The sequence below is a fragment of the Pseudomonas bubulae genome (genome assembly GCF_900618535.1).
In the GTDB taxonomy this organism is placed as follows: Bacteria; Pseudomonadota; Gammaproteobacteria; order Pseudomonadales; family Pseudomonadaceae; genus Aquipseudomonas; species Aquipseudomonas bubulae.
The window spans coordinates 373,764-399,595 of the sequence record NZ_UYJA01000005.1 but is presented as its reverse complement, the minus strand read 5'-3'; the positions used below and the strand labels follow the sequence as shown (position 1 = coordinate 399,595).

Sequence of the window (25,832 nt, the reverse complement as noted above, 5' to 3'; positions counted from 1 at the left end):
GTCAGGTCATTTGCGTACAGGCCATCGCGGGCAAGCCCGGCTCCCACAGGGGGCTGTGGTAATTGTGGGAGCGGGCTTGCCCGCGAAACGATCTGTCAGTCGATTCTGCGCTGCAGGTTAAAAATCCATCAGCTTGACGCTGCTGTTCTTGCGCTCAACGGCCTTGGGCACATACGCGCAGTAACCTGGGCGCGGGCCAATCCGCGGATGGTTGCGGCAGGTATCCGGGCGAATCTCATAAATCGTGCACATGCGCGATTTGCGGTCCAGGTACAGGCAGTCGTTATTGCTCATGCGCTGCAGGGTGAAAATCCCGGACTTCTGGTTGAAGCGCTCAACGATCCCTTCCTTTTGCAGGCGCTTGGCGATGTTCTTCGGCGGGTCGCCCATCTCGAACTCGTCAACGATGCCGATGCGGATCAGGTCTTTGATTTTGACCTCGACCGGCAAGGTGCAGCAGCTGGAAATGCAGGAGCCGCACATGGGCGCGGAGTATTTGGCCCAGGTATCGAGACGGTCGATTTCCGCGGCGGCGATCAGGTTGGACTTCATCAGACTTGTATTCCAGCGTGCATCAGGGCGCGCGATCATACCGGGGTTGCTGAAGGAGTGAACAACCATTTGCCGGTTTTTCGATCAGAGCCATGTTTTAAAGCGTTCAACTGCGAATGTGCCTCGTTTTGGGGCGGCATTCACTTTGTCAGCTTTTTTTAAATAATCGCCGAAAAAAGCCCGAATCAAAGCACTTGGTTTCTGTTGAAGCGTCTAGGCTGACACCACTCGCTCTTCAAATCGCCCCATCTCGATTGAGGTTGTATCGATGCCCCAGGAACCGCTTGTTCGTGACGCACAGGTGGCGGCTTTCCGTGCCGCTGTAGTAGCCAAGCTGACTTACGCGGTGGGTAAGGACCCGGAACACGCGTTTGACCATGACTGGTTTGAGGCCATAGCCCTGGCCGCCCGCGACCATATGGTCGAGCACTGGATGGACAGCACCCGGCAGATTTATCGCAAGGACCAGAAACGGGTGTACTACCTGTCGCTGGAGTTTCTGATCGGTCGCCTGCTGTACGACAGCCTGAGCAACCTGGGGTTGCTGGAGGTGGCGCGTGAGGCACTGGGCGAGCTAGGCGTGGATCTGGAGCGCATCCGTGTCCTGGAGCCGGACGCGGCCCTTGGTAATGGTGGCCTGGGTCGGCTGGCGGCGTGCTTTATGGAAAGCATGTCGACCCTGGGCATTGCCGCCCACGGCTATGGCATCCGCTATGAGCACGGGCTGTTTCGCCAGAGCATTGTCGATGGCTGGCAGCAGGAACAAACCGAGAACTGGCTGGATTTCGGTAACCCGTGGGAGTTCGAGCGTGCTGAAGTGCTGTACTCGGTGGGTTTTGGCGGTTCGGTTGAAACCAAACAGGATGAACAAGGCCAGCTGCGGCAGATCTGGTGGCCGGGCGAGACGGTGCGGGCTATTGCCTATGACACGCCTGTTGTGGGCTGGCGCGGGGCCAGCGTCAACACCCTGCGTCTGTGGCGGGCGAGGGCCCTGCACGATCTGAACCTGGGCCGCTTCAACGCAGGCGATCATTTGGGGGCGGTGGCCGAAGTGGTACGGGCCGAGAGCATCTCCCGCGTGCTGTACCCGGCTGACAGCAACGAGGCTGGCCAGGAGCTGCGTCTGCGCCAGGAATTCTTCTTTGTCTCGGCCTCGTTGCAAGACCTGCTGCGCCGCCATCTGCACGTCCATGAGACGCTGCTGAACCTGGCCGAGCATGTGTCGATCCAGCTCAACGACACCCACCCCTCGATCGCCGTGGCCGAGCTGATGCGTATCCTGGTTGATGAGCACGGCATTGAATGGCATGCGGCGTGGCAGGTCACCGTCGACACCTTGTCCTATACCAACCACACGTTGCTTCCGGAAGCGCTGGAAACCTGGCCTGTGGGCTTGATGGAGCGGCTGTTGCCGCGCCATATGCAGATCATCTACCTGATTAACGCACACCATATCGATGCGCTGCGGGCCAAGGGCATTCATGATTTTGACGTGTTGCGTGCCGTTTCGCTGATCGAGGAAGACCACGGCCGCCGGGTACGCATGGGCAACCTGGCATTTCTCGGTTCCCACAGCGTCAATGGCGTTTCCGGGCTGCATACGCAATTGATGCGCAGCACCGTGTTCGCCGAGTTGCACAAGCTCTACCCGGAGCGCATCAACAACAAAACCAACGGCGTGACCTTCCGCCGCTGGCTGTTCCAGGCCAACCCGCCATTGACCGCCATGCTGGTGGATGTGCTGGGCCCGGATGTGCTTGATGAAACCGAACACAAACTGATCAGGCTGGAGCCTTTTGCCGAGCGCTCCGATTTTCGCAAACGCTTCGCCGAACAGCGCCTGCAAAGCAAATGCACCCTGGCGGCGCTGATTTATGAGCGCCTGGGGGTCGTGGTCAACCCTGAAGCCCTGTTCGATGTGCAGGTCAAACGGATTCACGAGTACAAGCGCCAACTGCTCAACCTGATGCACACCGTAGCGCTGTATCAGGCCATTCGGGCCGAGCCGGGCAACCAATGGGTGCCACGGGTGAAGATTTTTGCCGGCAAGTCGGCGGCCAGTTATGAACAGGCCAAACTCATCATCAAACTGGCCAATGACATCGCCCGTACCGTCAACAACGATCCCACCGTACGCGGTCTGCTCAAGGTGGTGTTTATCCCCAACTACAACGTCAGCTTGGCCGAAAGCATCATTCCGGCGGCTGACTTGTCCGAACAGATCTCCACGGCAGGCTACGAAGCGTCGGGCACCAGCAACATGAAGTTCGGCCTTAACGGCGCGCTGACCATTGGCACAATGGATGGCGCCAACGTCGAAATGTGCGAGCGGGTGGGTGCCGACAATATGTTTATCTTTGGTCTGAGCTCGCAGCAGGTCGAAGCGCGAAAACGCAATGGCGAGTTCCATGCAGCACCGGATGTCGCGGCCTCACACAGGCTCAATGACGTGTTGCAGGCGATTCGTGGCGGGGTGTTCTCCCACGACGACCCTGCGCGCTACACCGGCCTGGTGGATTCGCTGATCGAATATGACCGGTTCCTGGTGTGTGCCGACTTCGATGCCTACTGGGATGCCCAGATGCGCGTGGAGCACCTGTGGCACGACAGGGAAGAGTGGTGGCGCAAATCCGTGTTGAACACGGCACGCATGGGCTGGTTCTCATCGGACCGGACCATTCGCGAATACGCGACCGAGATCTGGAAAGCGTTGTAGGAAGTTTCACGCGCTGTGGGAGCGGGCTTGCTCGCGATGCAGGCGACGCGGTTGAGCTGAAAACCGCGTGGCCTGCATCGCGAGCAAGCCCGCTCCCACAGGGTCTCTGGTGGCTGTTTTGGAACCCGTTCGGCCAGTTCTGAGTCTGATTAGAAGATTTGCACGGCAACACGCGCTAAACTGCGCGGGTTTTTCGCCCCCTCCCCCTTGTTCGGAGCCTTACATGTCCCGCGTTACCCTGAGTCGCTATTTGATCGAGCAGACCCGCAGCAACAACACGCCTGCTGATTTGCGTTTCCTCATCGAAGTGGTGGCGCGTGCTTGCAAAGAGATCAGCCACGCCGTATCCAAAGGCGCCCTGGGTGGTGTTCTGGGCAGCATGGGCACCGAAAACGTGCAAGGTGAAGTGCAGAAGAAGCTCGATGTGATCTCCAACGAGATCCTGCTTGAAGCCAACGAATGGGGCGGTCACCTGGCCGGCATGGCGTCCGAAGAAATGGACAATGCCTACCAGATCCCGGGCAAATACCCGAAAGGCGCGTACCTGCTGGTATTCGACCCGCTGGACGGCTCGTCGAACATCGACATCAACGCACCAGTTGGCACTATCTTCTCGGTACTGCGTTGCCCGAACGAATACCTGACCCAGAACGAACCTTTGAATGAAAAGGCCTTCCTGCAGCCAGGCACTCAGCAAGTCGCTGCCGGTTACGCCATCTACGGCCCGCAGACCATGCTGGTTCTGACCCTGGGCGACGGCGTCAAAGGCTTTACCCTGGACCGCGAAATGGGCAGCTTCGTACTGACCCACGAAGACATCACCATTCCTGACGCTACCCAGGAATTTGCCATCAACATGTCCAACCAGCGTCACTGGGAAGCCCCGGTACAGCGCTACGTTGACGAACTGCTGGCAGGTGAAGAAGGTCCGTTGAAAAAGAATTTCAACATGCGCTGGATTGCCGCCATGGTTGCCGACGTGCACCGTATCCTGACCCGCGGTGGTCTGTTCATGTACCCGCGCGACAGCCGTGAGCCGTCCAAGCCGGGCAAATTGCGTTTGATGTACGAAGCCAACCCGATGTCGTTCCTGGTGGAACAGGCTGGCGGCGCATCGACTGATGGCCATCAGCGCATTCTCGACATCCAGCCAGAAGGCCTGCACCAGCGTGTAGCCGTGTACCTGGGCTCGAAAGAAGAAGTCGCACGCATCACCGCTTACCACAAAGCGTAAGCCCCTGTGGGAGCGGGCTTGCTCGCGATAGCATCGACCCGGTATGTCAGGCATACCGGGTTGCCTGTATCGCAAGCAAGCCCGTTCCCACTGTTGTTATCCCTCCTGAAATAAATCCCTGCGTCCTGCGGGAACCAGCCTGCGCTTTTCTCTTCTAAGCTTGGATCAAGCGGCACTGCCGACTTTCTTTCTCAGGAGCTTTCCATGAAGTTGCGTTCTCTGGCGTTGTTGTCGTTCTGTGTCTTGCTGGCCGCGTGCAGCAAAATCAATCAGCAAAACTACTCGAAACTGTCGACCGGCATGACCAAGGCCGAAGTCGAGCAGTTGCTGGGCACCCCGACCGATTGCTCCGGCGCGCTGGGCATGTCGAGCTGCACCTGGGGCGATCAGAAGAGCTTTATCAGCGTGCAGTACGCAGGCGACAAAGTGCTGATTTTCTCTGGCCAGGGTTTGAAGTAAGACCGATCAGGAGCGTTTACGATGAAACGTCTTTTAGTCAGTCTCGGGGCTGCGCTGTTATTGGGCGGGTGTGCAAGTTCCAGCAGCGATTCGCTGGCGCCCAACACCGTCTCCAGTGTCGACCTCAAGCGCTATCAGGGCACCTGGTATGAATTGGCGCGGTTGCCGATGTTCTTTCAGCGCAATTGCGCGCAGTCCGAAGCCCATTACAGCTTGAAGCCCGATGGGGACGTGGCGGTGTTGAACCGTTGCCGCACCGCAGAGGGCAAGTGGGAGGAGGCCAGGGGCACGGCAACGCCGCAAGTGGAGGGCAAGACCGACAAGCTGTGGGTCGAGTTCGACAATTGGGTATCGACACTTTTGCCGGGTGTGACCAAGGGCGATTACTGGGTGTTGTACCTGGGCGACAACTACAGCACGGCGCTGGTAGGCAATCCCGACCGTAAATACTTGTGGTTGCTGTCGCGTAAACCGCAGGTTGATCAGCAAACCCGTGATGAGTTGCTCAGCAAGGCCCAGCAGCAGGGCTATGACACCACACGCTTGATCTGGCGCACGCCAGATGCGGACATGCCCAAGGGCACGAAGTAAGGCAGGAATGTCCCTCAGCAGGCGCTGAGGGACACAGGCCGGGCGCTTAAGCGCGCAGCAGGGTCTTCCAGGCGCGGTTCTGGTACACGGCGATGGCTTGCTGCTTGCGGGCGTTGAGCAGTTCGTCGTTGCTCTCGGCGTCTTCAGAAATCGGCAGGTTGGCCAGTTCCTGCAGCTTGTTCATCTCGCCGTACAGACGGTCCAGTTCCGGGATTTCCAGCACGTTACGCGCCAGACGCAGCCAGGCCTGAATACGCTCGATGCGCGGCAGTTGCTCGGCCAGGTCTTCGGGTTGCTGCTGGTAGCGGTTCAGACGCAAGGCAATCGCTTCGTCCGACAACAACCGTGGCAACCAGCTTTGCAGCTGCGCAGCGCCCTGGCGGTTGCCCCGGGTGGTGCCACGGTCCACAGTCCAGCTGCGCTCCATCAACCAGCGCGAAGTGTTCAGGGAGAACTGGCCCCAGCGCGGGTCTTCCAGTTCCTCGAGGAACTGCTCCGGTGCGGCTTTGCGCACATCTTCGTCGTCCTGACCGATCTGCACCAGCGGGCGCCAGTCTTCCAGCAGGGCGTCCAGCGCAGCGCGCAAGGCGCTGGTGGACTGACGTGGTGCGGCTTGACCCAGGCTGCTGACCAGTGCACGCAGGTCGATCAATTGCTGAACCCAGTCTTGCAGCAAACGCCAGTGGCCATTGAAGCGATACTGCTCGGCCAGGCGCTGGCTATTGCCCAGCAAGTGCCAGGCCAGGGCGGCGAAGGCATCGTCCAGGGGTGTTTCTGGCGCCAGCACCGGGGCTGGCAGGGTGACGGCGTAGCTGTTGGCGTCGAACAGGCGATAGCCGCGCTCGGCCTTGCTGATATCACACGGCATCAGGGCCAGCTTCTCGGCCAGTTCGGCGGCCAGTTCCAGCAGGGCAGACGGCTCGCCTTCGCGCAGTTCGAGCTCCAGCTCGCAGATTTCTTCCTTCTGCTTGCCGGCAATCACATGGCCCAGGTCCAGAGCGGCTTCGATGACCACTTTGGCTTTGCCACGGCCCCAGGAAATTTCAGCACGTTCGCGTACGAAATCCGTGGTGAAAATGGGCTTGAGAGTTTTTTTGTCCAGCTCGGCCAGCTCTTGTGGCCAGCATTCGCCGTCGAGCTTCTTGATGTCGAGCTTGGCTTTGGGCAGGTTCCAGTCGTACTCGTTGCGTACGGACAGGCCAGCAACGCTTTCGCCGCGGGTCTTGAGGGTCTGGATCACGTCTTCGCCATCACGGCGCAGGCGCAGGGCAACCTTGGCCTTGGCCAGGTCGCGCTCAGGTGTATCGAAGTACTGGTTCAACAACTCACGGCTTTCCCAGCCACTTTTGTTGCGCTTTTTCAGCAAAGGGTGCTCGCGCAAGGCGGCGAGGGTTTCGCGGCTGACGCGCAGTTTGATTTCGGTTTCTTTTTGCATGGCCGGAAAATCCAGGAACGGTTGCGCAGCCGGGAAAAAGTGTGGCTGCCAAGGCCGTGCAGTGTACAGGACTCGCCGCCCCGGCGGGCCGCGAGGGTTTATTCTGCGGCGCAGATAGCTCTATGATGGGCCTCGCCCCGCCTACAGGAAGTCAGCGCATGCCCTTACCTTCCATGAAAGAGCAGTTCGCTGCCTTGATCGCCGTACCGTCGGTCAGTTGCACCCAGCCGACACTGGATCAGTCCAACCGCGGGGTGATCGATTTGCTGGCCAGCTGGCTTGGCGATTTGGGTTTCAACTGCGATATCCAGCAGGTCAGCCCCGGCAAATTCAATTTGCTCGCCAGTTTTGGCAGTGGCCCCGGCGGGCTGGTGCTGGCCGGGCACAGCGACACCGTGCCCTACGATGAAGCGCTGTGGCAGACCGATCCGCTCAAGCTGACAGAGGTGGATAACCGCTGGGTTGGCCTTGGCAGTTGCGATATGAAGGGCTTTTTTGCGCTGGTGATCGAAGCAGTGCGGCCTTTGCTCGATCAGCCCTTCAAGCAGCCACTGCTGATTCTGGCCACCTGTGACGAAGAAACTTCGATGGCCGGGGCCAGGGCGCTGGTCGAAGCTGGTCGCCCGCTGGGCCGTGCTGCGGTGATTGGTGAACCGACCGGGCTCAAGCCGATCCGCATGCACAAGGGCGTGATGATGGAGCGCATCGAGATCCTCGGGCAGAGCGGTCACTCATCCGACCCAAGCCTGGGCCACAGCGCGCTGGAGGCCATGCACGACGCGATCAGCGAACTTAAGGGGTTGCGTCAGCAGTGGCTCAATGAGTACCGCAATCCGCAGTTCAGCGTGCCGCAACCGACCCTTAACTTTGGCTGTATCCATGGCGGCGACAACCCCAACCGGATTTGCGGGCAGTGTTCCCTGGAATTCGACCTGCGCCCGCTGCCGGGCATGGACCCGAATGCGCTGCGGGCCATTATCCGCAGCAAGCTGCAACCCCTGGCCGAGCGTCACCAGGTGAAGATCGATTTCGCGCCCATTGCCGCCGGAGTGCCGCCCTTCGAGCAGGATGCCGATGCCGAGTTGGTGCGCGTGGCTGAGCGCCTCACCGGGCATCGTGCGCAAGCAGTAGCGTTTGGCACCGAAGCGCCTTATCTTCAGCAGCTTGGTTGCGAAACGCTGGTATTGGGCCCGGGTGACATCGCCTGTGCGCATCAACCAGGGGAATACCTGGAAATGTCACGTTTGCAGCCGACAGTACGTCTACTGACTCAATTGATCGAACACTATTGTCTGAAATAGTGAAGATACCCATACGATTTATCCACAAGGAGAGCCGCGTGTTGCCAACAATGTTTCGACGATAGCCATCAGCCCGTTGTGCGTTTGCTGTTCTAGCCCTTTTTAGGCGATTTATTTTCTACAGGCTCTGGTTATGCACGATTACGTTAACTGGCTGCGTCACGCGTCTCCCTACATCAATGCCCACCGCGATTGCACCTTTGTTGTCATGCTCCCTGGCGACGGTGTGGGACACCCCAACTTTGGCAATATCGTCCACGACCTGGTGCTGTTGCACAGCCTGGGTGTGCGTCTGGTGCTGGTCCACGGTTCGCGCCCGCAGATCGACAGCCGCCTTGAGGCGCGAGGCCTGGTGCCGTATTACCACAAGGGCATGCGTGTCACCGATGCATCAACGCTCGAATGCGTGATCGATGCTGTCGGGCAACTGCGCATTGCGATTGAAGCGCGCTTGTCGATGGACATGGCGTCTTCGCCAATGCAGGGTTCGCGTCTGCGCGTAGCCAGCGGCAACCTGGTCACTGCGCGGCCGATCGGCGTGCTCGACGGTGTGGATTTTCACCATACCGGCGAAGTGCGCCGGGTGGACCGCAAGGGCATCAACCGCCTGCTCGATGAGCGCTCGATTGTGCTGCTGTCGCCCTTGGGTTACTCGCCCACCGGTGAGATTTTCAATTTGGCCTGTGAAGACGTCGCCACCCGTGCCGCCATCGACCTGGCGGCGGACAAACTGCTGCTGTTTGGTGCTGAATCGGGTTTGCTCGATGCCGAAGGGCGGTTGGTGCGTGAGTTGCGTCCGCAACAGGTGCCGGCGCATATGAAACGTCTGGGCAGTGACTACCAGGCCGAATTGCTGGAAGCCGCCGCCGAGGCCTGCAGTGGCGGCGTGGCTCGTAGCCATATCGTCAGTTATGCCGAAGACGGTGCGCTGTTGACCGAGCTGTTCACCCGTAACGGTGGCGGTACGCTGGTGGCGCAAGAACAATTTGAAGTTACGCGGGAGGCGGCGATTGAAGACGTCGGTGGCCTGCTTGAATTGATCAGCCCGCTGGAAGAGCAGGGCATCCTGGTGCGTCGTTCGCGTGAAGTGCTGGAGCGTGAGATCGAACAGTTCAGTGTGGTGGAGCGCGAAGGCATGATCATCGCCTGTGCGGCGCTCTACCAGATTGCCGATTCGGATGCGGGGGAGCTGGCGTGTCTGGCGGTGAACCCGGAGTACCGTCATGGCCGTCGTGGCGATGAGTTGCTCGAACGTATTGAAAACCGCGCCCGTGCCCAGGGGCTGAAAACCTTGTTCGTGTTAACCACGCGCACTGCTCACTGGTTCCGTGAGCGCGGGTTTGAGCCTAGCGGTGTAGAACGCCTGCCGGCGGCGCGGGCGTCGCTGTACAACTACCAGCGTAACTCGAAGATCTTTGAGAAAGCGCTGTAAGGCGCCAGCTGTTCAGGCTCTGGGCTGGAGAAGATTCGTAGCAGCTGACGAGTGGAACGAGGCTGCGTTCGGCGGCGAAGCCGTCGTAAAGTCAAACACCGTGGTGTGCCAGTTAAACTTGGAACTCTGGTTTTACGGTCGCTGCGCAACCGAACGCAGCCTCGTTCCACTCGTCAGCGGCTACGGATAACTGCAACTGCGGTGCTCAACAAGCCCCGTCAAAACTCCCGCAAACACACATCATCTATTACCGCCTTGCCCATGTCGCACAAGTAATGTGAAGCCCAGGCATGGCGCTCGCAGTTCTTGTCCAGCGCGGCATCCAGCGCCAGTTTTTTTGCGCAATAAAGCAACGCCGACACCTGCTCCAGCGCCTGGCGCAGCGGTATGTCGGGGTTGACGCGGAACAGCTCGTGGTTGTCTTGGCCGCAGGGGCCGAAGGTGACAGTGCCGAGAGTTTTGATTGGGGGATGATCAGCCATTTAGCGCGCTCCTAAAGTAATTAAGAGCTGTCACTTTCGTTTCCAGGCGAAGGTGGCAGCTGTACGCAGGCTGGAAACCGGGACAATAGGAACCCGGCAGGTCCGAAGACCTCCCGCGTACAGCCGCCATAGCACATAAAAACAGGGATTGATGGCATTAAGGCGAATATTGTTACCCGGGTTTCCAGGCCCGGTCACTGTTTTTTCAGTGACGGTGCACAGTACGCTTTGCTGTAAAACCCGTAAGCCGTCCCTTGCCTCAGTGGGCGTAGGAACTGACCGCCCGCGCTCGCACGAACACCACCGGTCTGTCCCCTCTCCCTCCGGGAGAGGGCTAGGGTGAGGGGCTTTTGATCTGCCTAGTTACTGATCGCCAAAATACTCGCCTGGTACGAAGCCACAAACAGGTCGAAGTCGCCTTCTTCCGTTTGTTCGGTCTCGGCCTGCTCGAGCAGTGACTTGCGCGCTTTCTCTTCAAACGCAGCCTGATCTTCAGCACTCAACGGTTCACTGCGGAAGAACTCGGCATGGGCCAGGCTCTGGCGCATCGAGAACTGAGCGAAGCTCTCCTTGTGCTCGGCCATGCTGGCCAGCACTTTGGCAGACGGCGTCAGCGACACGTCCTTGATCTTCGCCAGCTGTTCGTCGACTGCCTTGCTGTGGTTATCGCCACCCTGGCTCTGGTCGAGCAAGGCGGCCAGCGGCGCGATTTTTTCCAGCAGCTCGGTAGCCCATTCCTTCATATCAACGGCTGCGCCATCACGCTGCAATTGCAGGCCCGGACGGCGACCTTCCTTGACTACGCTGAGGAAGTTGGAAGAGCAGCTGCCACAGCCTGCGCTGTCGAACTGCGGGCTGTCTTGTAGCGCGCAATACAGCAGGAAGGCGTCCAGAAAACGCGCTTCAGGCAAATCGATGCCCACCGGCAGAAACGGGTTGATATCCAGCAGGCGCACTTCCACGTACTGCACGCCACGGGACACCAGGGCCTGGATCGGCCGCTCGCCGGTGTAGGTCACGCGCTTGGGGCGAATGTTGGAGTAGTACTCGTTTTCGATCTGCAGGATGTTGGTGTTCAACTGCACCCACTCGCCATCCTTGTGCGTACCGATTTCTACATACGGCGGATAAGGTGTGGCCACTGCCTTGCGCAGGCTGTCGGTGTAGCTGTCGAGGTTGTTGTAGCACGGCGTCAGGCCTGCCTGGGCGTTGCTCTGATAGCCCAGGTCGCTCATGCGCAGGCTGGTGGCATAGGGCAGGTAGAGCGTGTCGGCGTCCAGTTGCTCCAACTGGTGCGAACGACCGCGCAAAAAGCCCGCATCCAGCGCAGGCGAAGCACCGAACAGGTACATCAGCAGCCAGCTGTAGCGACGGAAGTTACGAATCAGGGCGATATAGGCGTCGGACTTATAATCGCGCTCGGTTCCGACAAAACCCTCTGCCTGCATCAGCACTGGCCACAGGGCCTCTGGCAGGGAGAAGTTGTAGTGGATGCCGGCAATGCACTGCATGGTCTTGCCGTAGCGCAGGGCCAGGCCCTTGCGGTAAACGTACTTGAGCTGTCCGATATTGGACGTGCCGTAGTAGGCAATCGGAATATCTTCTTCGGCCGGCAACGGGCACGGCATCGAAGGGCTCCACAGGAACTCGTTACCGAGCTTGCTGTAGGCAAAGCGGTGGATCTTGTCGAGGCTGGCCAGCGTCTGCGCCGGATCAGGCAGGGCCGGGGTGATGAACTCCAGCAGCGACTCGGAATAGTCGGTGGTGATTTGATCGTTGGTCAGGGCCGAGCCCAGTTCTTCCGGGTGCGGGGTTTGCGCCAGGCGAGCATCGGCCGTGACGCGCAGGCATTCGCGCTCGATGCCGTGCAGGCACTGCTCCAGAAGAGAGAGGTTGGCGCGCTCGCTGAGCAGAGCCAGGCGGCGGTTGAGAAGTTGGCTCAAGTTGGATTCCTTCACGCGTCAGTCGCCCCAATATGGGGGTGGTCAGGACGGTCTACAAGGGTGAAGTTGAAACTGGCGTGGTCGCCTGGTTTTGTTGGCATCGCTCAGTTCCGTCCCTGATTCGGCGCCGCGGCGCTCCAAGCGCATTTCGGCACTGCATTGGCAGTGCCGAAATTAACTCAAATCAGCCGTTGGCCGCTACAGGACAGCGAACGTGCCTTGTGCTTTTGCGACCAGCTTGTCGCCCTGCATAACATCCGCTTCGACGACCAGCGTGCGTCGCCCGGGGTGGATGACCTTGGCGATACATAGCACTTCGCCTTCAGCCACCGCGCGAATGTAGTTGATTTTGCACTCAATGGTCGCGCTCTGCTGATCGAAGCCATGGGTGCTGGAACAGGCCAGGCCCATGCTGATGTCCACCAGGCTGAACAACACACCACCGTGCAGCTTGCCGGCGCGGTTGCGCAATTGCGGCTCCAGGCTCAGCGCAACATGCGCCACACCGTCTTCCAGCGATTGCACGCGGCAGCCGAGCAACTGGCTGAAGGCGCTCTGGGTCAGGCCGTCCGGGAGGGCCATCAGCGTTTCTTCAACTGTTTGGCGTTGGCGAACAACGAGGCCATGGCGTTATTGGTCGGTGCGGCGGCAACGCTCTCCTTGCGCGGTGCCGAGCTTTGCTGGCGCGGGGCCGAGCCCGGACGTGCGCCGCGAGCACCGTCGATTTTCTCGCCCGGGGTGTCGCTCATGCGCATCGACAGGCCTACGCGTTTGCGCGGGATGTCGACTTCCATGACCTTGACCTTCACCACATCACCGGCTTTCACGGCTTCGCGCGGGTCCTTGATGAATTTCTCGGACAAGGCCGAGATATGCACCAGACCGTCCTGGTGCACGCCGATATCGACGAAAGCCCCGAAGTTGGTCACGTTGGTCACCACGCCTTCCAGGATCATTCCCAGTTGCAGGTCTTTGAGGTCTTCGACACCTTCCTGAAACTCGGCGGTCTTGAACTCCGGGCGCGGGTCGCGGCCTGGTTTCTCCAGCTCCTGGAGAATATCGGTCACCGTCGGCAGGCCGAAGGTCTCGTCGGTGAATTTCTTCGGATCAAGACGCTTGAGGAACCCGGCGTCGCCGATCAGCGAGCGGATGTCCCGCTCGGTGTCCGTAGCGATGCGTTTGACCAGCGGGTAGGCTTCGGGGTGAACCGCCGAGCTGTCCAGCGGATTGTCGCCATTCATCACGCGCAAGAAACCTGCCGCCTGCTCGAAGGTTTTTTCGCCCAGACGGCTGACTTTTTTCAGCGCTGCACGGGTTTTGAATGCACCGTTTTCGTCGCGGTGAGCCACGATATTTTGCGCCAGTGTGGCATTGAGGCCCGAAATTCGCGCGAGCAGTGCTACCGAAGCCGTGTTCACGTCCACGCCCACGGCGTTCACGCAGTCTTCAACCACAGCGTCCAGGCCGCGTGCCAGCTTGAGCTGGGACACGTCGTGCTGGTACTGGCCGACACCGATGGATTTAGGGTCGATTTTCACCAGTTCGGCCAGCGGGTCTTGCAGGCGGCGGGCGATCGATACGGCGCCACGGATCGAAACGTCCAGATCCGGGAATTCCTTGGCTGCCAGTTCCGATGCCGAGTACACCGAAGCACCGGCCTCGGACACCATCACTTTGGTGACTTTCAGGGCCGGGTATTTTTTCATCAGATCGATGACCAGCTTGTCGCTTTCGCGGCTGGCAGTGCCGTTGCCAATGGCAATCAGATCGACCGAATGCTTGGCACACAGGGCGGCCATGACCGAAATGGTCTGGTCCCACTTGTTGTGCGGCACGTGCGGGTACACGGTGGCGTACTCCAGCAGCTTGCCGGTGGCATCGACCACGGCAATCTTGCAACCGGTGCGCAGGCCCGGGTCCAGGCCCAGGGTGGCGCGCGGGCCAGCCGGCGCGGCCAGCAGCAGGTCGTGCAGGTTGTGGGCGAATACATTGATGGCTTCGGTTTCAGCGGCGTCGCGCAATTCACCCAGCAGGTCGGTTTCGAGGTGGGTGTAGAGCTTGACCTTCCAGGTCCAGCGCACCACTTCGCTCAACCATTTATCAGCCGGGCGGTTTTGATTTTCCAGACCGAAGCGCTGGGCAATCATCATTTCGCCGGGGTGCATCGTGCCGGGCAATTCTTCACCGACTTTGAGCGACGAGCTCAGAATGCCTTCGTTGCGACCGCGGAAAATCGCCAGTGCGCGGTGCGATGGCATGCTTTTGAGCGGTTCATCGTGCTCGAAGTAATCGCGGAACTTGGCGCCTTCCTCTTCCTTGCCGGCAATTACGCGGGCGCTGAGGATGGCTTCCTGTTTGAGGAAGCTGCGCAGCTTGTCCAGCAGGCTGGCGTCTTCGGCGAAGCGCTCCATGAGGATGTACTTGGCGCCATCAAGGGCTGCCTTGACGTCAGCCACACCTTTTTCAGTGTCGACAAAACGGGCAGCTTCGGCATCTGGCGTGAGTGTCGGGTCGTTGAACAGGCCGTCTGCCAGCTCGCCGAGGCCAGCTTCCAGGGCGATCTGGCCCTTGGTGCGGCGCTTTTGCTTGTACGGCAGGTACAAGTCTTCAAGGCGGGTCTTGGTGTCGGCGAGTTTGATGTCGCGGGCCAGTTCGGGGGTCAACTTGCCTTGTTCTTCGATGCTGGCGAGGATGCTGACGCGCCGCTCGTCGAGTTCGCGCAGGTAGCGCAGGCGCTCTTCGAGGTGACGCAACTGGGTGTCATCCAGGCTGCCGGTCACTTCCTTACGATACCGAGAGATGAAGGGTACGGTGGAGCCCTCATCCAGAAGAGCGACGGCCGCTTCGACCTGCTGCGGGCGCACGCCGAGTTCTTCGGCGATGCGGCTGTTGATGCTGTCCATAAAACCACCTGACAAAATGTGATGCAGGCTCGCAGGCCCGGGCTTGAAGGCTTGCGAGGCTGGTTGAGCAGCCCGGAAGGGGCCGCTGCCTGGGCCAAAAGGGCAGCCTGTTGACCCGTGAAGTCAGCTGATTACGCCAGATGTTGAAAAAATAAATACTGGCACAACCATTGAAAGTTCGAGATTGCCCGACACAAAAGGCCGCGCATTATAACCAGCGTTCCCGGATTCAGGGGATTGCGCGCGGTGGTCTCATTACCTGGTCTAATGTTTAAGGAAGAAAAATCTGCTAACAATGCACACAATGCGTATCGCAGCGGCTGAGCCATAATGCGCGCCGAGATCACAGGAGCATCCTAATGAGCAGCACTGCACAAACGTCTGAAGGCGAAAAAATCCTTATCGTTGATGATGATCCTGGGCTGAGCAACTTGCTGGTACGTTTCTTTTCCAGCAAGGGTTATCGCGCCACTTCCGTGACCAATGCAGCGGACATGGATCGTCGGCTGGCCCGCGAAATGTACCACCTTGTGGTGCTGGATCTGATGCTGCCCGGCGAAGACGGCCTGTCAGCCTGTCGCCGTTTGCGTGCAGCGGGCAATCGCGTGCCGATCATCATGCTGACAGCCAAAGGTGATGAACTTAGCCGTATCAAGGGCCTGGAACTGGGTGCCGACGATTATCTGGCCAAGCCTTTCAACCCCGATGAGCTGATGGCCCGTGTGCGTGCGGTATTGCGTCGTCAGGCGCCGCCGGTGCCGGGTGCGCCGGGTAGCGAAGACGAAAGCGTGACATTCGGTGATTACGAGTTGTCCCTGGCAACCCGCGAACTCAAACGTGGCGACGAAGTTCACATGCTCACCACGGGTGAGTTTGCGGTACTTAAAGCCCTGGTCATGCATGCCCGCGAGCCATTGACCCGCGACAAGCTGATGAACCTGGCCCGTGGTCGTGAGTGGGATGCGCTGGAGCGTTCAATCGATGTCCAGATTTCCCGTTTGCGCCGCATGATCGAGCCGGATCCGTCCAAGCCCCGCTATATCCAGACCGTCTGGGGCGTGGGTTATGTGTTCGTGCCGGATGGCAACGCAACCAAATGACAGATCATTTGTAGGAGCGAGTCGCACTGGTGCTGTCTGGTACCGTGTGGCTCGCGATTTATCTTTTTTTCGGGCCTCGGGGCTCGCTCCTGCAAAGTATAAAAGCGGCTGTCTATGAAAACCCCTGTCTGGTTCCCCCAAAGTTTCTTCTCGCGCACACTCTGGCTTGTCCTGATTGTTGTGCTGTTTTCCAAGGCCCTGACGCTGGTTTATCTGCTTATGAACGAGGACGTGCTGGTTGACCGCCAGTACAGCCACGGCGTGGCGCTGACCCTGCGTGCCTATTGGGCCGCCGATGAGGAAAACCGCAACAAGATCATCGATGCCGTTGATTTGGTTCGCGTCGTGGGCGGAGGTGTACCCGAGGGTGAACAGCACTGGCCTTACAGCGAGATTTATCAGCGTCAGATGCAGGCCGAGCTTGGCCCCGATACAGAGGTGCGCTTGCGTATGCACACATCCCCTGCGCTGTGGGTGCGTGCCCCGAGCCTGGGGGATGGCTGGTTGAAAGTGCCTTTATATCCGCATCCTCTGCGTGGGCAAAAAATCTGGAATGTACTGGGTTGGTTTTTAGCCATCGGCTTGTTGTCCACTGCTTCGGCGTGGATTTTCGTCAGCCAGCTTAATCAGCCCCTCAAGCGTCTGGTGTATGCAGCTCGCCAGTTGGGGCAGGGGCGCAGCGTGCGCTTGCCTGTCGGCGACACGCCCAGCGAAATGACGGAGGTGTATAGCGCCTTCAATCAGATGGCTGAAGACGTCGAACAGGCGGGCCGCGAGCGAGAACTGATGCTTGCAGGCGTGTCCCATGACCTGCGCACCCCGCTGACCCGCTTGCGTCTGTCTCTGGAGCTGATGGGCAACCACAACGACCTGACCGACGACATGGTGCGTGATATTGAGGACATGGACGCGATTCTCGACCAGTTCCTGGCCTTTATCCGTGACGGCCGTGACGAGCCGGTTGAAGAGGTTGATCTGTGTGAATTGATCCGTGAAGTGGTGGCACCCTATAACCAGAACGGAGAGCAGGTGCGCCTGCGTCTGCAGCCGATTCAGCCGTTTGCGCTACGTCGGGTATCGATGAAGCGTTTGCTCAACAACCTGATCGGCAATGCCTTGCACCATGCTGGCGAAGACGTGGAGGTTGCGGCTTACGTATCGGGTGATGTCAGCGCGCCGTATGTGGTGCTGAGTGTGATGGACCGGGGGGCAGGGATTGATCCTGCGGAGCTGGAAGATATCTTCAACCCGTTTATCCGCGGTGACCGTGCCCGTGGCGGTAAAGGTACGGGGCTGGGGCTGGCGATCGTCAAGCGGATTGCCTCCATGCATGGTGGCAATGTCGAGCTGCGTAACCGCAGCGGCGGAGGGCTTGAAGCCCGTGTACGTTTGCCGCTGGGGCTTATGTTGCCAAGAGGGGCGGTATAGCTTTGACCCTGTGGGAGCGGGCTTGCCCGCTCCCACAACAAGTCTGCTCACCCAAGGGTTGATGCGCTGTCAGCCTTTGCCCTTGGTCCGGGTCATATGCGGGCTGCTGTTTTTTTCCAGGTGCTGGATGATAATCCCGGCCACATCCTTGCCGGTGGTGGTTTCAATGCCTTCCAGGCCTGGCGATGAGTTGACCTCCAGCACCAGCGGGCCGTGGTTGGAGCGCAGGATATCGACACCCGCCACACTCAGCCCCATGACCTTGGCCGCACGAATGGCGGTCATGCGCTCTTCGGGGGTGATCTTGATCAGGCTGGCGCTGCCGCCCCGGTGAAGGTTGGAGCGGAACTCTCCAGGTTTGGCCTGGCGTTTCATGGCCGCGATCACCTTGTCACCGACCACGAAGCAGCGAATATCGGCACCCCCGGCCTCCTTGATGTATTCCTGCACCATGATGTTTTGCTTGAGGCCCATAAAGGCCTCAATCACCGACTCGGCGGCGGTAGCGGTTTCACACAGCACCACGCCGATGCCCTGGGTGCCTTCCAGCACCTTGATGACCAGCGGGGCGCCGTTGACCATTTCGATGAGGTCGGGAATGTCATCCGGCGAGTGGGCAAAACCGGTTACCGGCAAACCCAGGCCACGCCGGGACAACAGCTGCAACGAACGTAATTTGTCCCGCGAGCGAGCAATTGCCACCGATTCGTTGAGCGGAAACACGCCCATCATTTCAAACTGGCGCAGCACTGCGCAGCCATAGAACGTGACTGACGCGCCAATGCGCGGGATCACCGCATCAAAGCCTTCCAGCGGCTTGCCGCGATAGTGAATCTGCGGCTTATGACTGGCTATGTTCATATAGGCGCGCAGGGTATCGATCACTACCATCTCATGGCCTCGTTCGGTACCGGCTTCAACCAGACGACGAGTGGAATACAGACGCGGGTTACGCGACAGCACAGCGATCTTCATGCAACACCTGTGGCAGAGGTAGTAGTGACCGGGAATTCCGGCTTGTCTTGTACATATTTTAGTGCAGGGTTGACGACCAATTGGCCGTCGATCAACGCTTTTGAGCCCAGCAACAAGCGATAACGCATCGATTTGCGGCAGGCGAGGGTGAACTCGACCGGCCAGACCCTATCACCCAGCGCCAGGCCGGTGCGGATCACATAGCGAACCTGGGTGTGGCCATTGGAGCTTTTAATGGTTTTAATTGCCACCAAAGGCGCTTCACAGTGACGGTGACGCAGTTGTACCAGGGTGCCCAGGTGGGCATTGAAACGTACCCACTCGACACCGTCGCGCACAAAAGGCTCGATTTCGGTAGCGTGCAGGCTGGAAGTACTGGCACCGGTGTCGATTTTCGCGCGCAGGCCGGCGACTCCCAAATCGGGAAGCGCCACCCACTCGCGCAGACCGACAACGGTCAAGTGATCAAAAGTCTTCAATATAAGTAACCAGCGATTAACGTATTCAGGCCGCAGGAGGAACCCTGCAGGTAAAGCAATCGGCGATGCCGATTTGGCAATGTACAAAGAGCATTCACGCAGAATATTCAGCAAATGGCGACAGTTATCTGCGTGTCCGCTACTCGGCAGGCAGGCATTCTATCGGGACGAATGCTTCAGTTGTTCATTGCAAGTAGTAGTACAGTTCTGACTATTCAAGTGAAGAGGAATTCCAGTGGCGCAAAAGCAGGAAGAGGACGACAAGGTTCGCCTGGATAAGTGGCTCTGGGCGGCGCGTTTTTACAAGACCCGGGCACTGGCCAAGGCCGCGATTGAAAGCGGCAAGGTGCATTGCCGGGGTGAGCGCTGCAAGCCGAGCAAAGAACCTCGCCTGGGCGATGAACTGCAAATTCGTGTTGGCCTTGAAGAGCGCACTGTCGAAGTCAAAGCGCTGTCTGTGGTCCGCCGTGGCGCCCCTGAAGCCCAATTGCTGTACGCCGAAACCGAACAAAGCATCGCCAAGCGCGAAAACGCGGCTGCCATGCGCAAATCCGGGGCCATGGGCATCACGACTGATGGCAAACCGACCAAGAAGCAGCGGCGCCAACTGCATCAGTTTCATGACGCCAGTGGGGGCGAGTGAGCTGGCCAGGGCCCGCAAGCCGTACGTCGAGTCCGTGGCTGCATAGCTTGTAATCATTCAGGTATGGCGCCATATAGGGTCATCAGACCTGCACGATATTTAATGGCGCTTACACATTTTGTCACCAATTCAGAACTCTATTCTTATGTCCGACTTACACAAAACCGATGCCACACAACGCTTTATGTTCGATACCAGCGACGCCCGCGGCGAACTGGCCTCGTTGGAGCACAGCTACGCTGACGTGTTGGCCAAGCACGCTTATCCACAGCCGGTCCAGCAATTGCTGGGCGAGCTGATGGCTGCGGCTGCGTTGCTGGTGGGCAACCAGAAAATCGATGGCTTGCTGAGCCTGCAGGCCCGTTCCGAAGGCCCGGTGCCGCTGCTGATGATCGAATGCACCAGCGACCGGGAAATACGCGGCCTGGCCCGTTTTGACGCCGACCAAATTGCTGCCGATGCCACGCTGGCTGACCTGCTGCCCAACGGCGTACTGGCCATTACCATCGATCCGGTGGTCGGCAAGCGCTACCAGGGCATCGTGGACCTGAACGGCGAAACCCTGGCTGACTGCTTCACCAATTACTTCGTGATGTCCGAGCAAGTGCCGACCCGCTTCTGGCTGGTTGCTGATGGCCAGCGTGCGCGGGGCATGTTCCTGCAGCAGTTGCCTGCCGATGTGGTCAAGGATGAAGACGAGCGCGTCGACAGCTGGGACCGCCTGCTGATGCTGGGCGATACGCTCAAATCAGAAGAGCTGCTGGGGCTGGATAACGAGACCATCCTGCACCGTTTGTATCACGAAGAAACCGTGCGCCTGTTTGATAATCAGGCCATTGAATTCAAGTGCAGTTGCTCCCGTGAGCGTTCGGGCAATGCCCTGACCAGCCTGGGTCATGCCGATGCGCTCAATCTGGTGACCGAGCATGGCGGTCATATCGAAATCGATTGCCAGTTCTGCAACGAGCGTTACCTGTTTGATGCAGCAGATGTCGATCAATTGTTCGCTGGCGCAGGTGTTGAATCCCCTTCAGGCACTCATCACTAAAACGTTTCAGCTCAGGTAAAACACCTGTCAAAGCCCGTTCTTGCGCGGTTCTGACAGGTGGGGCCTACTCTTTTTGGGGTTTTCTGGCATAATCCGGCCCACTTTTTTCGCGGTAGTAGTGCAAACTTTTCTACTACAAAACGTTTGGCGCACTCGGCCAATGGCCGACGGGGAACCTCATGACGCAAGCTAATAACGCCGTGTACACCGATCTGAGCATCGACGATCTGGTCAAAGAAGCCCTGAACCGTGGTGAAGGCGTGCTTGCCGACAATGGCGCACTGGTTGTCGAAACTGGCCACCGTACAGGCCGTTCGCCGGCTGACCGCTTCATTGTTGAAGAACCGTCCACTCAGGCTGCCATTGCCTGGGGCCCGATCAACCGCAAGTTCCCGGCCGACAAGTTCGATGCCCTGTGGGACCGCGTCGAGGCGTTCAACAACGCGCAAGAGCATTTCGTTTCCCACGTGCATGTAGGTGCTTCCGAAGACCACTACCTGGCCGTGAAAATGACCACCCAGACTGCCTGGCAGAACCTGTTCGGTCGTTGCCTGTTCATCAACCCGGCCAAGTACAACCCTGCCGGTCGTGATGAGTGGCAAGTGCTTAACGTGGCCAACTTCGAGTGCGTGCCTGAGCGTGATGGCACCAACTCTGACGGTTGCGTGATCATCAACTTCGCCCAGAAAAAAGTGCTGATCGCCGGCATGCGTTACGCCGGTGAAATGAAAAAAGCCATGTTCTCGGTACAGAACTTCCTGCTGCCTGCTGCTGACGTACTGCCGATGCACTGCGCTGCCAACATTGGCGAAGAAGGCGACGTGACCCTGTTCTTCGGTCTGTCCGGTACCGGTAAAACCACCCTGTCCGCCGATGAAAGCCGTTACCTGATCGGTGACGACGAACACGGTTGGGGCGAAGGCGTGGTGTTCAACATCGAAGGCGGTTGCTATGCCAAGTGCATCGACCTGTCGGAGAAGAACGAGCCGGTTATCTGGAAAGCCATCAAGCACGGCGCTGTTCTGGAAAACGTTGTGCTCGACGCTGCCGGTCACCCTGACTATGCCGATGTCAGCCTGACCCAGAACAGCCGCGCCGCTTACCCGCTGGAGCACGTTGCCAAGCGTTCCGAGAAGAACCTGGGCGGCGAACCAAACGCTGTGATCTTCCTGACCTGCGACCTGACAGGCGTACTGCCACCTGTGTCGATCCTCAGCGAAGAGCAAGCGGCCTACCACTTCCTGTCTGGCTACACCGCACTGGTGGGCTCGACTGAAATGGGTTCAGGCAGCGGCATCAAGTCGACTTTTTCCACCTGCTTTGGCGCACCGTTCTTCCCGCGTCCGGCCGGTGAATACGCAGAGCTGCTGATCAAGCGCATCCGTGGCTTCGGCTCCAAGGTGTACCTGGTTAACACCGGCTGGACCGGCGGTGGCTACGGCGTTGGCAAGCGCTTCAACATCCCGACCACCCGTGCGGTGATTGCTGCGATCCAGAGCGGTGCTCTGATCGGCGCTGAAACCGAGCACCTGGACATCATCAACCTGGACGTGCCTAAAGCCGTACCGGGCGTTGAGACTGTACTGCTCAACCCGCGCAACACCTGGGCTGACAAAACTGCCTACGACGAAGCTGCCAAAGCATTGGCCGGCCTGTTCGTAGAGAACTTCAAGAAGTTCGACGTCAGCGACGCGATCAAGGCAGCCGGCCCGAAGGCGTAAGTATTCGGTCAGTGTGTTGATCCACAAAAAAGCCGCCTGAAAAGGCGGCTTTTTTGTGCCTGAATTTTTCTGTGGGTATACATCCTGTGGGAGCGGGCTTGCTCGCGATGGCATCGCGGCGGTGAATCAGACAAAACCGCAGCGTCTGCATCGCGAGCAAGCCTGCTCCCACATGCCTAGGCCTCCAGGCCTTGGGTATCCCACTGTCCGCTGCAGATCGCCGCGTAGAGCATACCGATGGTCAGCGGTACTTTGCTTTCCCGACCCTTGGCCTTGCGCTTGAGGTGCGGGTCATTACCGGCGGGCTGGAAATAGCGATAGGCATCGTAGTCCGCCAGTTCCAGGCCAAAACGTTCTTCCAGGGCTTCTATCAAATGCTGGGCATCCGCGCCATTGCAGCCCAAATCAGCATTGATCGCGGTCTTGAGGCTGATGGTCTTGTGTTCCGGCAAGCCGATTTCTTCGTGCAGCAGCTGCAGCAGCTCACGCAGGGTTGGGGTATCCGGGAGGTCTGGGGCGAGGTTCATTATTCATTGTCCCGATTTTCAGTGTGAGCGTTTGTTGGAGTGTCTTTTATGGCGCTGTTAAAAGTGCTATTTTTAGTGCTTGATTGTGTTGGCTCAGCAGCTTACAGATTTAGCAGATGAGTCTTTCCGTATACATAGGCATGAGGCCATATCATGACATTCGCCATGCTCGCTAAAGTCGCTGCGTCAGTAACAGATCTGAAAAAAGACCCTATGGGTACTTATCGTGAAAGCGGTGGTGACCCAATGGTCATTCTCAATCGTAACGAACCTGCGTTTTATATTCTTTCCCCTGAGCGCTACGAGCTGTTGCTGGAGATGATCGACGACGCTGAATTGGCCAGGTTGGTCAAAGAGCGGCGTGGCAATCCTACAATCAAGGTCGAAATTGATGAGCTCATCGCAACTGCCGAGAAAAACTGAGTCGCAGGCAGATGCAATCAAGACTTATACCCTTGAGTTCGAAATTGAAGCAAAAAAGGAGCTGGAAAAGCTGGATAAGGTGCTCCAGATCCAGCTACTAAAGAAGCTCAAGTGCCGTTTGTTGTCCCCAAAGGTTCCAGCCGCCGGGCTCAGGAATATGCCGAACTGTTACAAAATCAAGCTGCGTGCCAGCGGGGTGAGGCTGGTGTATGAAGTGATTGATAACCGTCTGATAGTTCTGGTGCTTGGTGTCGGTCGTCGTGATGACAATGCTGTCTATATCGCCGCGAAGAAGCGTCTGCACTAGTGATATCGGGTAATTTCAAAACACACCTGTATCATCCTCTCTCAATTTGCCCCGACCTTTTCTCGATCGTCTGCAAACTTGGCGTTAAAGTTTTGCGCGTGTGGCGGTCAATGGAGTGACAGTGATGTACAACACCCTGGAACAGGTTTTCGGTTATCCACAATTTCGTGCCGGGCAAGAGGCGGTGGTCAGTGCTGTTTTGGCCGGGCGTTCGGCGGCAGCGATTTTCCCCACGGGCTCGGGCAAGTCGTTGTGTTATCAACTGCCGGCGCTGCTGTTGCCCCACCTGACGCTGGTGGTTTCGCCGCTGTTGGCTCTTATGCAGGACCAACTGGCTTTTTTGCAGCGCCACGGCATTGCCGCCGCCAGTATTGATTCCGCGCAAAGTCGTGAGGACGCCAGTGCCGTGATGGCCCGGGCCAAAGCGGGCGAATTGAAGATCCTGATGATTTCGGTCGAGCGCCTGAAAAACGAGCGCTTCCGTAACTTTTTGCAGCAAGTACCGATTTCACTGCTGGTGGTGGATGAAGCCCACTGTATTTCTGAATGGGGGCATAACTTTCGCCCTGATTATCTGAAACTTCCAGACTACCAGCGCCAGTTCAATATCCCCCAAGCCTTGCTGCTTACAGCGACCGCCACGCCCAATGTGATCGCGGACATGCAGGCCAAGTTCGCGATTGCCGAGACGGATGTGATCACCACCGGCTTCTATCGCGCCAACCTCAACCTGTGGGTTGAGCCGGTCAGCGGCGCGGCAAAGCGCCAGCGCCTGGTGCAGTGGATGAACGGGCGCATCGGCCAGCCGAGCATCGTCTATGTCACATTGCAACGGACCGCCGAGCAGATTGCCGAGCACCTCAGCCAGCACGGTATCAGTGCCAATGCTTATCACGCCGGTTTGCCCCATGAGCAGCGCGAGGGCATTCAGCGCCAGTTCATGGGCGGGCAGCTGAACTGCATCGTCGCCACCATCGCCTTCGGGATGGGTATCGATAAAAGCGATATCCGCAATGTGGTGCATTTCGACCTGCCCAAATCGATTGAAAACTATAGCCAGGAAATCGGTCGCGCCGGGCGTGATGGCCAGCCCTCCGACTGTCTGGTGCTGGCCAACCGCGACAGCCTTAACGTGCTGGAAAACTTTGTGTATGGCGACACGCCCGAGCTTGCGGGTATTCGCTGTGTACTTGAGGAGTTGCGTGGAGCAATACCTGAAGGGCAGTGGGAATTTATGCTGCTGCCGTTGTCCGATCAGAGCAATATTCGTCAGCTACCACTTAAAACCTTGCTGGTGCAGCTGGAGTTGCGCGGCTTGATAGCACCGCGCTATGCCTACTTTGCCGAGTATCGTTTCAAATTCCTGATCGAGCCCGAGGTATTACTGGCCAAATTCGAAGGTGAACGTCAGCAATTTGTCTCGGCCATCATTCAGACCTCCACCCGCGCCAGAACCTGGGCCACGGTAAATTTCGATACCCTGTACGGGCAGCATCAGGCCGATCGCAATCGGGTGGTCAAGGCGCTGGATTATTTTCAGGAGAAGGGTTGGATCGAGCTTGAAAGCAAGCAGATGACCGAGGTCTACAGCCTGCTGGTGAGCGATTTTGATGCCGAGGCATTAAGCCAGGAGCTGCATGCTTACTTCTGTGCCCACGAGAGCGGCGAGATCAAGCGGATTCACGCAATGCTGGCGCTGTTTGCCAGTGATACCTGTCTGAGCTACCGATTGGCCCGGTATTTTGGCGATGACCAGGCACCACGGCAGTGCGGGCATTGCTCGGTATGCGCAGGACAGGTGGCGCGTTTACCGGAGCCCCCCGCGCTGGCGCCGCTTGAGGATAAAAACGTTGAAGCACTGTGTGGCGCTTTTATCCACAGGCATCAGGAAGACGCAGGAAGTTATCCCCCGGCAGAACGCCTGACCCGGTTTTTATGCGGGATCAGTGTGCCGATGTTCACCAAGATGAAAGCGCGGGCCATTCCGGGGTTTGCAGCGTTGGAAAATTATCCCTATGCCGAGGTTCGCGATTGGGCTGCGAAGCATCTGAACGGTCTGTAATCCAACTACCTGTGGGTGTTGTGGGAGCGGGCTTGCTCGCGATTGGATCGCCGTGGTTTGACAGATAGACC

At 58.5% G+C, this 25,832-nt stretch carries 23 protein-coding genes; 14 read left to right on the top strand and 9 right to left on the bottom strand.

The annotated features are described in order from the left end of the window. Positions 1 to 117: 117 nt before the first annotated feature. The gene (locus PPTH39_RS19070; protein WP_095001087.1) at positions 118 to 555 is read right to left on the bottom strand and encodes a YkgJ family cysteine cluster protein; all 438 of its coding nucleotides are present in this window, start codon (positions 553 to 555) and stop codon (positions 118 to 120) included. 265 nt (positions 556 to 820) lie between these two features. Between PPTH39_RS19070 and PPTH39_RS19065 the strand changes: the two genes are divergently transcribed. From PPTH39_RS19065 to PPTH39_RS19050, 4 genes are all read left to right on the top strand, one after another. Next, on the top strand, positions 821 to 3,268 hold the full coding sequence (locus tag PPTH39_RS19065; protein WP_095000797.1) for a glycogen/starch/alpha-glucan phosphorylase: 2,448 nt from the start codon (positions 821 to 823) through the stop codon (positions 3,266 to 3,268). A 223-nt stretch (positions 3,269 to 3,491) separates the two neighbouring features. After that, the gene (locus PPTH39_RS19060) at positions 3,492 to 4,502 is read left to right on the top strand and encodes a class 1 fructose-bisphosphatase (protein ID WP_016783129.1); all 1,011 of its coding nucleotides are present in this window, start codon (positions 3,492 to 3,494) and stop codon (positions 4,500 to 4,502) included. 204 nt (positions 4,503 to 4,706) lie between these two features. Further along, complete coding sequence (gene bamE, locus PPTH39_RS19055) at positions 4,707 to 4,961, top strand: outer membrane protein assembly factor BamE domain-containing protein (protein ID WP_016783130.1); 255 nt, start codon at positions 4,707 to 4,709, stop codon at positions 4,959 to 4,961. 21 nt (positions 4,962 to 4,982) lie between these two features. Then, positions 4,983 to 5,552 (top strand): lipocalin family protein, encoded by a 570-nt coding sequence (locus tag PPTH39_RS19050; RefSeq protein WP_095000798.1) that lies wholly within the window; start codon positions 4,983 to 4,985, stop codon positions 5,550 to 5,552. A 46-nt stretch (positions 5,553 to 5,598) separates the two neighbouring features. On the opposite strand, the gene PPTH39_RS19045 is transcribed toward PPTH39_RS19050, so the two are convergent. Further along, the gene (locus tag PPTH39_RS19045; RefSeq protein ID WP_095023770.1) at positions 5,599 to 6,987 is read right to left on the bottom strand and encodes a CYTH domain-containing protein; all 1,389 of its coding nucleotides are present in this window, start codon (positions 6,985 to 6,987) and stop codon (positions 5,599 to 5,601) included. A gap of 158 nt (positions 6,988 to 7,145) precedes the next feature. Here PPTH39_RS19045 and argE point away from each other — a divergent pair, with 158 nt between their 5' ends. Continuing rightward, complete coding sequence (gene argE, locus PPTH39_RS19040) at positions 7,146 to 8,288, top strand: acetylornithine deacetylase (protein WP_095000800.1); 1,143 nt, start codon at positions 7,146 to 7,148, stop codon at positions 8,286 to 8,288. Positions 8,289 to 8,421: 133 nt separating this feature from the next. Beyond that, positions 8,422 to 9,720, top strand: coding sequence for an amino-acid N-acetyltransferase (gene argA, locus PPTH39_RS19035; RefSeq protein ID WP_130872305.1), 1,299 nt, complete (start codon positions 8,422 to 8,424; stop codon positions 9,718 to 9,720). Between the two features lie 218 nt (positions 9,721 to 9,938). Here the strand turns inward: argA and PPTH39_RS19030 are convergent, their stop codons facing one another. The 4 genes from PPTH39_RS19030 to PPTH39_RS19015 all read right to left on the bottom strand — a co-directional run bounded on the left by PPTH39_RS19030 (position 9,939) and on the right by PPTH39_RS19015 (position 15,048). Further along, the gene (locus PPTH39_RS19030) at positions 9,939 to 10,202 is read right to left on the bottom strand and encodes a DUF3077 domain-containing protein (RefSeq protein WP_095000802.1); all 264 of its coding nucleotides are present in this window, start codon (positions 10,200 to 10,202) and stop codon (positions 9,939 to 9,941) included. A 359-nt stretch (positions 10,203 to 10,561) separates the two neighbouring features. Then, on the bottom strand, positions 10,562 to 12,145 hold the full coding sequence (gene gshA, locus PPTH39_RS19025) for a glutamate--cysteine ligase (RefSeq protein ID WP_130872304.1): 1,584 nt from the start codon (positions 12,143 to 12,145) through the stop codon (positions 10,562 to 10,564). Positions 12,146 to 12,343: 198 nt separating this feature from the next. Next, complete coding sequence (locus PPTH39_RS19020; protein WP_095031396.1) at positions 12,344 to 12,727, bottom strand: PaaI family thioesterase; 384 nt, start codon at positions 12,725 to 12,727, stop codon at positions 12,344 to 12,346. Continuing rightward, the gene (locus PPTH39_RS19015; protein WP_095026355.1) at positions 12,727 to 15,048 is read right to left on the bottom strand and encodes a Tex family protein; all 2,322 of its coding nucleotides are present in this window, start codon (positions 15,046 to 15,048) and stop codon (positions 12,727 to 12,729) included. The genes PPTH39_RS19020 and PPTH39_RS19015 overlap by 1 nt, the downstream gene beginning before the upstream one ends. 359 nt (positions 15,049 to 15,407) lie before the next feature. Here PPTH39_RS19015 and ompR point away from each other — a divergent pair, with 359 nt between their 5' ends. After that, on the top strand, positions 15,408 to 16,148 hold the full coding sequence (gene ompR, locus PPTH39_RS19010) for an osmolarity response regulator transcription factor OmpR (RefSeq protein WP_095000806.1): 741 nt from the start codon (positions 15,408 to 15,410) through the stop codon (positions 16,146 to 16,148). A gap of 114 nt (positions 16,149 to 16,262) precedes the next feature. Beyond that, positions 16,263 to 17,576, top strand: a complete 1,314-nt coding sequence (locus PPTH39_RS19005) for an ATP-binding protein (protein ID WP_016783139.1) — start codon at positions 16,263 to 16,265, stop codon at positions 17,574 to 17,576. 69 nt (positions 17,577 to 17,645) lie between these two features. Here the strand turns inward: PPTH39_RS19005 and rimK are convergent, their stop codons facing one another. Together rimK and rimB are read right to left on the bottom strand one after the other, a co-directional pair. Beyond that, positions 17,646 to 18,551 carry a 30S ribosomal protein S6--L-glutamate ligase gene (rimK, locus tag PPTH39_RS19000; RefSeq protein ID WP_016783140.1) on the bottom strand — a complete coding sequence of 302 codons (906 nt, stop codon included), beginning with the start codon at positions 18,549 to 18,551 and terminating at the stop codon, positions 17,646 to 17,648. After that, positions 18,548 to 19,030, bottom strand: coding sequence for a retropepsin-like aspartic endopeptidase RimB (rimB, locus tag PPTH39_RS18995; RefSeq protein ID WP_095000807.1), 483 nt, complete (start codon positions 19,028 to 19,030; stop codon positions 18,548 to 18,550). The genes rimK and rimB overlap by 4 nt, the downstream gene beginning before the upstream one ends. A 235-nt stretch (positions 19,031 to 19,265) precedes the next feature. Here rimB and PPTH39_RS18990 point away from each other — a divergent pair, with 235 nt between their 5' ends. The 3 genes from PPTH39_RS18990 (at position 19,266) to PPTH39_RS18980 (ending at position 22,442) form a co-directional block, all read left to right on the top strand. Then, positions 19,266 to 19,673, top strand: a complete 408-nt coding sequence (locus tag PPTH39_RS18990; protein ID WP_095000808.1) for an RNA-binding S4 domain-containing protein — start codon at positions 19,266 to 19,268, stop codon at positions 19,671 to 19,673. A gap of 145 nt (positions 19,674 to 19,818) precedes the next feature. After that, positions 19,819 to 20,721, top strand: coding sequence for an Hsp33 family molecular chaperone HslO (gene hslO / locus PPTH39_RS18985; protein WP_095000809.1), 903 nt, complete (start codon positions 19,819 to 19,821; stop codon positions 20,719 to 20,721). Between the two features lie 179 nt (positions 20,722 to 20,900). Further along, a complete protein-coding gene (locus PPTH39_RS18980; RefSeq protein ID WP_095017745.1) occupies positions 20,901 to 22,442 on the top strand; it encodes a phosphoenolpyruvate carboxykinase in 1,542 nt (513 codons plus the stop codon). A gap of 176 nt (positions 22,443 to 22,618) precedes the next feature. On the opposite strand, the gene PPTH39_RS18970 is transcribed toward PPTH39_RS18980, so the two are convergent. Continuing rightward, positions 22,619 to 22,969 carry a DUF1493 family protein gene (locus PPTH39_RS18970; RefSeq protein WP_095017744.1) on the bottom strand — a complete coding sequence of 117 codons (351 nt, stop codon included), beginning with the start codon at positions 22,967 to 22,969 and terminating at the stop codon, positions 22,619 to 22,621. 153 nt (positions 22,970 to 23,122) lie between these two features. Here PPTH39_RS18970 and PPTH39_RS18965 point away from each other — a divergent pair, with 153 nt between their 5' ends. From PPTH39_RS18965 to PPTH39_RS18955, 3 genes are all read left to right on the top strand, one after another. After that, a complete protein-coding gene (locus tag PPTH39_RS18965) occupies positions 23,123 to 23,392 on the top strand; it encodes a type II toxin-antitoxin system Phd/YefM family antitoxin (protein WP_169916159.1) in 270 nt (89 codons plus the stop codon). Further along, entirely contained in the window at positions 23,361 to 23,699 is a 339-nt protein-coding gene (locus PPTH39_RS18960; RefSeq protein WP_095038729.1) for a type II toxin-antitoxin system RelE family toxin, read from the top strand. Before PPTH39_RS18965 ends, PPTH39_RS18960 begins: the two co-directional genes overlap by 32 nt. Before the next feature lie 124 nt (positions 23,700 to 23,823). After that, positions 23,824 to 25,761, top strand: coding sequence for a RecQ family ATP-dependent DNA helicase (locus PPTH39_RS18955; protein WP_130872302.1), 1,938 nt, complete (start codon positions 23,824 to 23,826; stop codon positions 25,759 to 25,761). The last annotated feature ends 71 nt before the right edge of the window (positions 25,762 to 25,832 follow it).

Coding starts and splice junctions, on each gene's coding strand:
- PPTH39_RS19065 (WP_095000797.1), top strand. CDS start 821: ATGCCCCAGGAACCGCTTGTTCGTGACGCACAGGTGGCGGCTTTCCGT.
- PPTH39_RS19060 (WP_016783129.1), top strand. CDS start 3,492: ATGTCCCGCGTTACCCTGAGTCGCTATTTGATCGAGCAGACCCGCAGC.
- bamE (WP_016783130.1), top strand. CDS start 4,707: ATGAAGTTGCGTTCTCTGGCGTTGTTGTCGTTCTGTGTCTTGCTGGCC.
- PPTH39_RS19050 (WP_095000798.1), top strand. CDS start 4,983: ATGAAACGTCTTTTAGTCAGTCTCGGGGCTGCGCTGTTATTGGGCGGG.
- PPTH39_RS19045 (WP_095023770.1), bottom strand. CDS start 6,987: ATGCAAAAAGAAACCGAAATCAAACTGCGCGTCAGCCGCGAAACCCTC.
- argE (WP_095000800.1), top strand. CDS start 7,146: ATGCCCTTACCTTCCATGAAAGAGCAGTTCGCTGCCTTGATCGCCGTA.
- argA (WP_130872305.1), top strand. CDS start 8,422: ATGCACGATTACGTTAACTGGCTGCGTCACGCGTCTCCCTACATCAAT.
- PPTH39_RS19030 (WP_095000802.1), bottom strand. CDS start 10,202: ATGGCTGATCATCCCCCAATCAAAACTCTCGGCACTGTCACCTTCGGC.
- PPTH39_RS19020 (WP_095031396.1), bottom strand. CDS start 12,727: ATGGCCCTCCCGGACGGCCTGACCCAGAGCGCCTTCAGCCAGTTGCTC.
- PPTH39_RS19015 (WP_095026355.1), bottom strand. CDS start 15,048: ATGGACAGCATCAACAGCCGCATCGCCGAAGAACTCGGCGTGCGCCCG.
- ompR (WP_095000806.1), top strand. CDS start 15,408: ATGAGCAGCACTGCACAAACGTCTGAAGGCGAAAAAATCCTTATCGTT.
- PPTH39_RS19005 (WP_016783139.1), top strand. CDS start 16,263: ATGAAAACCCCTGTCTGGTTCCCCCAAAGTTTCTTCTCGCGCACACTC.
- rimK (WP_016783140.1), bottom strand. CDS start 18,551: ATGAAGATCGCTGTGCTGTCGCGTAACCCGCGTCTGTATTCCACTCGT.
- hslO (WP_095000809.1), top strand. CDS start 19,819: ATGTCCGACTTACACAAAACCGATGCCACACAACGCTTTATGTTCGAT.
- PPTH39_RS18980 (WP_095017745.1), top strand. CDS start 20,901: ATGACGCAAGCTAATAACGCCGTGTACACCGATCTGAGCATCGACGAT.
- PPTH39_RS18970 (WP_095017744.1), bottom strand. CDS start 22,969: ATGAACCTCGCCCCAGACCTCCCGGATACCCCAACCCTGCGTGAGCTG.
- PPTH39_RS18965 (WP_169916159.1), top strand. CDS start 23,123: ATGACATTCGCCATGCTCGCTAAAGTCGCTGCGTCAGTAACAGATCTG.
- PPTH39_RS18960 (WP_095038729.1), top strand. CDS start 23,361: ATGAGCTCATCGCAACTGCCGAGAAAAACTGAGTCGCAGGCAGATGCA.
- PPTH39_RS18955 (WP_130872302.1), top strand. CDS start 23,824: ATGTACAACACCCTGGAACAGGTTTTCGGTTATCCACAATTTCGTGCC.